The organism is Desulfovibrio sp. Huiquan2017 (genome assembly GCF_017351175.1).
GTDB lineage: Bacteria > Desulfobacterota > Desulfovibrionia > Desulfovibrionales > Desulfovibrionaceae > Pseudodesulfovibrio.
The window spans coordinates 104,308-110,557 of the sequence record NZ_JAFMPN010000016.1 but is presented as its reverse complement, the minus strand read 5'-3'; the positions used below and the strand labels follow the sequence as shown (position 1 = coordinate 110,557).

Genomic DNA, 6,250 nt, shown 5'->3' with positions numbered 1-6,250 from the left:
GGCGATCCGGACTGGTATGGGTATTGTTTGGATGATCCGGTCAACGCTTATGATCCCCAAGGGCTGAAAGGGAAAACTGTTGATGGTGTTACGTATGACGAAAACGGAATGCCCATTGACGAGATGGGGCTTGCCGACCCTGATATTGATCCGGTGATGGATTTGATACCCGCCCTCCCGATTGGAAAGGCGATAAACAAAGCCGGAAAGGGAACGTACCGCATCTACAAAACCGGCAAGGAATTCAAATTCGGTAAAAATTGGCGAATAGCCCCTTTGGGAAACAGAACAGGTAAGAAGCTTGGAGAAGTACCCCACTACCACCGCCGAGGAATTGACACCAAAACAGGGAAAACCAAAGACGGACAAGGAATTGGAAGACATCGACCATGGGAAAACAAGAAAAACGACAAATCCTTCAAAGATAGATTTTAGAGTGAGAACGGGGGGCGGCATGGCCGTGCCCCGCCTGGAGTAACCATGCCCCCAAGAATAGTATTCCCTATATTTATTTTCGGCGACGGAGACTGCATTGTTCTATTGCGCAACGAAGATATTGGATCAGAGCTTGAACACTATGATGTTACAGACGAAGTCTATAGTGGCTATGACTACGATGGAAGACTTCTCAAGTTCACAACGGGCGAAAATATGGTCGTCAGGTGCGAAGCGACATCTTCTGAAATTCAACATGATGAGCTTATGAAACGACTGCATTCTCATCTGGCGCGTCTCAACTACTGCCGTTATGACAACAACAATGATTCCATTACTAAAGCCATGGCAGCGGGACTCTTTGCAGAAACCAACTTTGAATATCAATCGTTTCTAGGATGGCTCAAATCGATCATCATCGGGAGAAAGTAGCCCGGGGCAGCTCCGTCCGCTCGGTTTTGCGGGCTGGCGGGACTACACCCCCTTCACCGGGAGGTGGACCGCGCCCGATCCCATAAGGGACAGGGGCGGCGATGCGGGCTGGTATGGGTATTGTTTGGATGATCCGGTGAACATGCATNGAGGTGGACCGCGCCCGATCCCATAAGGGACAGGGGCGGCGATGCGGGCTGGTATGGGTATTGTTTGGATGATCCGGTGAACATGCATGACCCCATGGGGCTGTTCGCTTGGGTCCCGGTTGCAGGAGCCGCGATTGGGGCGGGCTCCAATGCCTACGACAATTGGAATGATTGGAGAAGCGGCAAGATGAGCACAGGGAACTATGCCAAATCGGTCGGTTTGGGCGCTGCAACCGGCGCGGTGAGCACCATGGGCGGTCCAATTGGCAGCCTGATTGTCGGCCCTGGTGCTGCCGCCATTAACGAAGCAGGCAGCCAATACATCAAAAACGGTAAGGTCACTGACACCGGTAAAGTGGTTGCGGCCGGAGCAAGCGGGTTAATGGGCTCCGGAGCAGGAAAGGTCGTCGGAAAAGCTGGAAAAAGCATTGGTCGAATCACCCCTCCCAAAACATTACCTATCAAGCCTATTAAGGATGCGGGTAAACTTGGTGCTGTTGTAGATTCATCAACGACTACAGAAGTAACTGATAGCTGGCTTCAAAAGGCCCTTGAACATAAAAGGACGGGCAAATGAAAATGATTGCTGGCCAGATATTCTTATTGATCTGCCTTGTACTATGCACTTGGGGTGGGCTAGTGGATATCCGAAAATGGTACCGTACCCGTCATACAGACCTCCGCCCGTTTTCATGGAAACGGTGGTTCAACAAAGATGAAGGCCTGAACCCGCGTGCGAAGCTTGTCAACGGGATCATATGTATCATCATTGGTGCGTTTGCGACATTGGTCTTCCTGTCTTCCCTTTAGATTCACCGATACGCCCGAGGCAAAAGCCTCGGGCGTGTTTGATTTGTTATTTTTCCTTCACGGGAGTCCCATGCTCGGCCTGGCGCCGGGCAGAGGCGATTTGTTCTTCAGTGTACCTTGATTTCTTTACGACAAAATCCTCTTATTTTCTGATAGTCGATTTCGTCGGAAAGCTCACATTGTCGGTGGACCTATTTCGCGGGGACTTTACAGGTTTTAAATTGTATAATGGTAGATTGTCGCGAATGGTAATTGAATTTGAAATGTGTAATGGCTCTTGGTGGTTAAAGAAATAGACATTACATAAGGTCGTTCATTAAAACAACAGATAGGTTGAATATAATACGCATAGATGATTACGAAGAGGCATATTTCGTATAGTCGATCAACGATATAATATCTATGTATTGTTTTGGAATGGCGCAACAAAATCGAAAGCAATGATGTCGCATGAAATCATTTTGACGACTTAATATAAGATAACGATATCGATTGTGTGGTGCATAATGAATGACGCATTCCATATAAAGTTGGTAGGGAATTAAAATTTAATCCACCGAACTGTCATATGTAATTGTGTGATATAGATTGTTTTTATAAAATTGTGAAAATGGCTAAACAGCATGGAGGCAATCCTCAGTATAAAAGTTTGCAAAAAACACGTTATGTGTTATACGATTTGCAAAACCGGAGGATTGGTTATGAGTAAGATTAATGACAACAAGACCGTGCAGTCTTATTTAATTGGAGAAATGGTTTTAATTCCTGAAGGGTTTCGCGAAAACCATGCTCTCGTGTTGAATGACGTGGCAACAAAAATATGGGAAAAAATAGAAACTGACCGATCGACTACGCTTGAATCGATATGTCAACTGGTACTCGACGAATATTCGTCGACCAGAGATCAAGTGGTAAAAGATGTCCGCATCTTTATTGAGTGTTTGACTTATATGAATATTATTAGTGTTGATCAAATTAATTATGACGACTTGGAGATTGATGAATCTGATAATGGCCAAGAGAGAGCTGCATATAGGCCACCTAAAATTTATGTGTATGATTTAGATACAAGCCAAGAAGTGTCATTTGGTCCACACATAAGAGGTCAGTCAAACGTTCATAGAGCTATCACAAGAGGTTGGCATGGCGGTTGCTGCTAGATTATGCGTTCTATAGAATATGTTGGTGATGGATTTAGGGAGCGTATTTTTAGAAATGCAGCAAAACACAATGTACCAATTACTGGAGAATTTGAGATTACAACAAATTGTAACTACAAATGCATACATTGTTACGCAACATTAGATAGACGTCGATGTGATGTTGATTATGATTTTTTTGTTTTAATATGTAATCAATTACGTAAGGCTGGATGTATGTTCCTGTTGATAACAGGAGGTGAACCTCTAATACATCCTGACTTTGATGATATGTGGAAATATGCTCATAAGCTTGGGTTTAAGCTGTCTTTGTTTTCGAATGGTTCACTTTTTTCTGAAAGGTATATCGATTTACTTCGAGAATTCCCGCCAGAGGTTGTTGAGGTTTCCGTATACTCAACCAAAGAGGATGTGCACAAAGCCATTACCGGACGTGGATTGTACACAGAAGTTAAAAACCTCACGATGCTCAAAGGATACGTTGAAAAACTAGTTGTTAAGACGCCATTATTAAGCCTAAATGTTGATGAAATTGGGACAATTCAAGGGATTGCCAATCGGCATGAATTGTCGTTCAGGATGGATGCGATAGTTCATCCAACTCTTAACCAAAATACCTCCCCAACAAAATTTAGAGTCCCTTACAAAGTCGCAGCCCAATTGGCCATGGAGGATCCCGAGATGCAAAGGCAGCTAAGGCACAGTTTTAGCCACAACACATTGCCTTTTGCTACAGATGGCTTAAAATTTCCATGTAGTGCGGGGAAGTATAGTTTTCATGTTGATCCAGAGGGGTATTTAAATTTGTGTTCAATATACAGGAATACTGATTTAAATTTGCATGAAATGCCCTTTAGCGATGCTTGGCGGGATCTTTCTATTCTTGGTGCGTCTCCATGCGGTGAAATAAAAATCAAATGTGATACTTGCCGTTTGAAGTGCATATGTCCTAATTGTCCAGCTGTTTCAAGATTGTTTGGCGAAGATGAAAGATATATAGATACATTTGTATGCAATTATACCGCAGAACTGGCTCGAATTGCAGGTATCGTTTAGGGCAAACTATTTGATTGTGTTTTCTGGCTATTATTCCATTAATTGGCTTTGAGTCTTAAAAGTTCTCTTTAGAGTAAACCCCAGATAGCCACCATTCAATCCGCATAATTATGTCCAATAAGTATGCGAAGAGGCTTTGCTAGACACTTTGTCAACCAAAGTTTTTTTGTCAGAGACCGGATTGTCAGACTTGATCCCGAATGTGTTGACGGTCTGGAGACGAGGTGGGGGCGACGCCTAATCAAATAACTATCAAAAAAGTTGTAAAAATGTCCGAAACGAAGGTGTTTTTCGCTTAGTACTTTGGAAGCGACGAGGAGCCCGGCAAGTCCAAGCAGGCCTGGAAAATACAGTTCAGGATGGGTGTTGGCCGCATGGCTACTTGCACAATATGATTACTGAAGTAGGGAGTGTCATTCGAAAAAGTTGTACAGGGGTTGCACAAAATGGCTAAAAAAGAAAAGTCCTTCCGGCTAACCAGCCGAAAGGACTTTGTGTTTCTTGGTGGAGACGAAGAGATTTGAACTCTCGACCCCTGCCTTGCGAAGGCAGTGCTCTCCCAGCTGAGCTACGTCCCCATTGGTGGAGCGTTGTTACCGCTTTTCTGGCGGAAGCTCAAGTGGTTTTAAGCAAGATTATAAATTCAGTGCGTTGAGCACCGTATCCACCCGGTTTGCGTAGGTGTGGTCGCGGCCGATGCATTCCCGCCAAGCGCGGCGCAGGGCGCGCTTTTCCGGGGTTTCCTCGCGGTGGTGGATGACCATGTCGTGAATTTCGCCCGGCCGGGAAAAGACGATGGGCTCGACCAACTCGTTCGGGAAAATGTTCAGGCCTGGATGGGTGTCGGTCAACAGGAAGCCCCCAGCGCACCAGACGTCGAAATTGCGCTGATTCAATCCAGCCGGGAGTTGCATGCCCGTGACGTTGAGAACCACCCCGGCTGAACGGTAGAGGGCGGGCAGATGGGCGTAGTAATCCACCGCCGGACGCACGTCCGCTTCAGGGTTTTTCAGTCCTCGCCAACCTTCGTCGCCGAAGATCGTGATCCGTCCCGCCGCGTTCAGGCAGCGCCGCTTCCATGCTCCGGAGGCGAATTCCGCTCCCGCGCCTACGTCCCGTACCCGGTTGCCCGGCCAGAGTGGGTCGATCGCCAGGCGGTCCCGCCACCAGTGGTAGTCGAAGCGGGTGGGGCCGGTACTGCCCGCGACCAGGGCGGCCGCGTCCTCGGGTATGGACGTTCCCGCAAAGAATTTGTCCCGGTCCGGGAATCGGGAGCGGCCCACGAAGACCAGGCGGCCCGCCATGTCCCGGGCGTGGTCCGGCAGGGTGCCGCTGTTTTCGAACAGGCCCGGGGAGGCGGCCAGGGGCAGGTGCGTGATCCGGCGTGCGCCCGCCTCGATGAGCGGGCCGATGAAACTGTGATCCGTGACGAACAGGTCGAGGTCCCGCCAAGCCTCGGTCTTGACCGAAGTCAGCAGGTTGAAAGGATTGTCCACCAGCCAGACAGCCACGTTGGCTCCAGCCTCGCGCAGGATGGCCTGGGCCAGGCCGAAATGATCGAGTCCCCGGAAATTGATCGAGAAAAAGAGGTCCGGCACGCCTTGCTGCAGGTAGTCCGGCAGGGTGCTGCCCGGATGCTTGCCCAGGGATTCGTGGTCGATGCGGACAACTTTCCAGCCCGCGTCGCCGAAGGCCCGGGCCAGTTCCTCCACAAGCAGGGCGTCGTCGCCCGCGGGCAGCCATACGGTGCGCGCAAACCTCGGTCTGTGTCGGTCTTCCAGGGAGAGGCGGGCGGTCAGCGGACCGTAAAAAGACGGGAAGGCTTTTTGCACGGGCAGGTAGCGGACTACGTGGGCGCGGCTCGACACGGCGATGGAGAAGTCTTCGGGGGCCATGGCTTCGAAGTTGGCGGGCACGCGGTCCGGCCAGCCGTCCACCTGGGCGATGAAATCCGGGCTCTCCAGGTAGAGAAAGGTCTTGTCGCTGGGAAGGTCGAACCATTCCGGTAGCTTGTCTGGTTCAGGGCCGAGGCCGAGGAAGATCACCGGAGCCTCGTCCAGTTGGCGATTGGCCCGCCATTCAAAGTGGCTTTTGTCGGCGGGCATGGACTTGGTCAGGCCGAGTTCGTCCTGGATGGAGATATGTCGGGGTCTGGGCACGTCGTTCACTTGGCTTTTTCGGCGGATTCGGCTACTAAGCGCTCCACGC

Annotated in this window: 6 protein-coding genes, 1 tRNA gene and 1 pseudogene; 6 read left to right on the top strand and 2 right to left on the bottom strand. The window is 49.3% G+C overall.

Annotated features, from left to right (window positions below):
• The 6 genes and pseudogenes from J0909_RS14730 to J0909_RS14705 form a co-directional block, all read left to right on the top strand.
• On the top strand, positions 1 to 435 hold a 435-nt coding region (locus tag J0909_RS14730), incomplete at its 5' end, for a hypothetical protein (RefSeq protein WP_207263987.1).
• A gap of 45 nt (positions 436 to 480) precedes the next feature.
• Positions 481 to 867, top strand: coding sequence for a hypothetical protein (locus J0909_RS14725; protein ID WP_207263981.1), 387 nt, complete (start codon positions 481 to 483; stop codon positions 865 to 867).
• 40 nt (positions 868 to 907) lie between these two features.
• Positions 908 to 1,042, top strand: a pseudogene (locus J0909_RS14720) (RHS repeat-associated core domain-containing protein); the annotation flags it as partial.
• A gap of 50 nt (positions 1,043 to 1,092) precedes the next feature.
• Positions 1,093 to 1,593 (top strand): hypothetical protein, encoded by a 501-nt coding sequence (locus tag J0909_RS14715; RefSeq protein ID WP_286182051.1) that lies wholly within the window; start codon positions 1,093 to 1,095, stop codon positions 1,591 to 1,593.
• A gap of 934 nt (positions 1,594 to 2,527) precedes the next feature.
• The gene (locus tag J0909_RS14710) at positions 2,528 to 2,986 is read left to right on the top strand and encodes a PqqD family protein (protein WP_207263979.1); all 459 of its coding nucleotides are present in this window, start codon (positions 2,528 to 2,530) and stop codon (positions 2,984 to 2,986) included.
• 3 nt (positions 2,987 to 2,989) lie between these two features.
• The gene (locus J0909_RS14705) at positions 2,990 to 4,042 is read left to right on the top strand and encodes a radical SAM protein (protein ID WP_207263977.1); all 1,053 of its coding nucleotides are present in this window, start codon (positions 2,990 to 2,992) and stop codon (positions 4,040 to 4,042) included.
• 502 nt (positions 4,043 to 4,544) lie between these two features.
• Here the strand turns inward: J0909_RS14705 and J0909_RS14700 are convergent.
• Both J0909_RS14700 and J0909_RS14695 read right to left on the bottom strand, forming a co-directional pair.
• Positions 4,545 to 4,620 (bottom strand) — tRNA-Ala (locus J0909_RS14700).
• Positions 4,621 to 4,677: 57 nt separating this feature from the next.
• Positions 4,678 to 6,201, bottom strand: coding sequence for a glycosyltransferase family protein (locus tag J0909_RS14695; RefSeq protein ID WP_207263975.1), 1,524 nt, complete (start codon positions 6,199 to 6,201; stop codon positions 4,678 to 4,680).
• Positions 6,202 to 6,250 lie beyond the last annotated feature (49 nt).

Excerpts from the sequence above, each read along its gene's own strand:
- J0909_RS14710 (WP_207263979.1), top strand. The coding sequence starts at position 2,528 with ATGAGTAAGATTAATGACAACAAGACCGTGCAGTCTTATTTAATTGGA.
- J0909_RS14705 (WP_207263977.1), top strand. The coding sequence starts at position 2,990 with ATGCGTTCTATAGAATATGTTGGTGATGGATTTAGGGAGCGTATTTTT.
- J0909_RS14725 (WP_207263981.1), top strand. The coding sequence starts at position 481 with ATGCCCCCAAGAATAGTATTCCCTATATTTATTTTCGGCGACGGAGAC.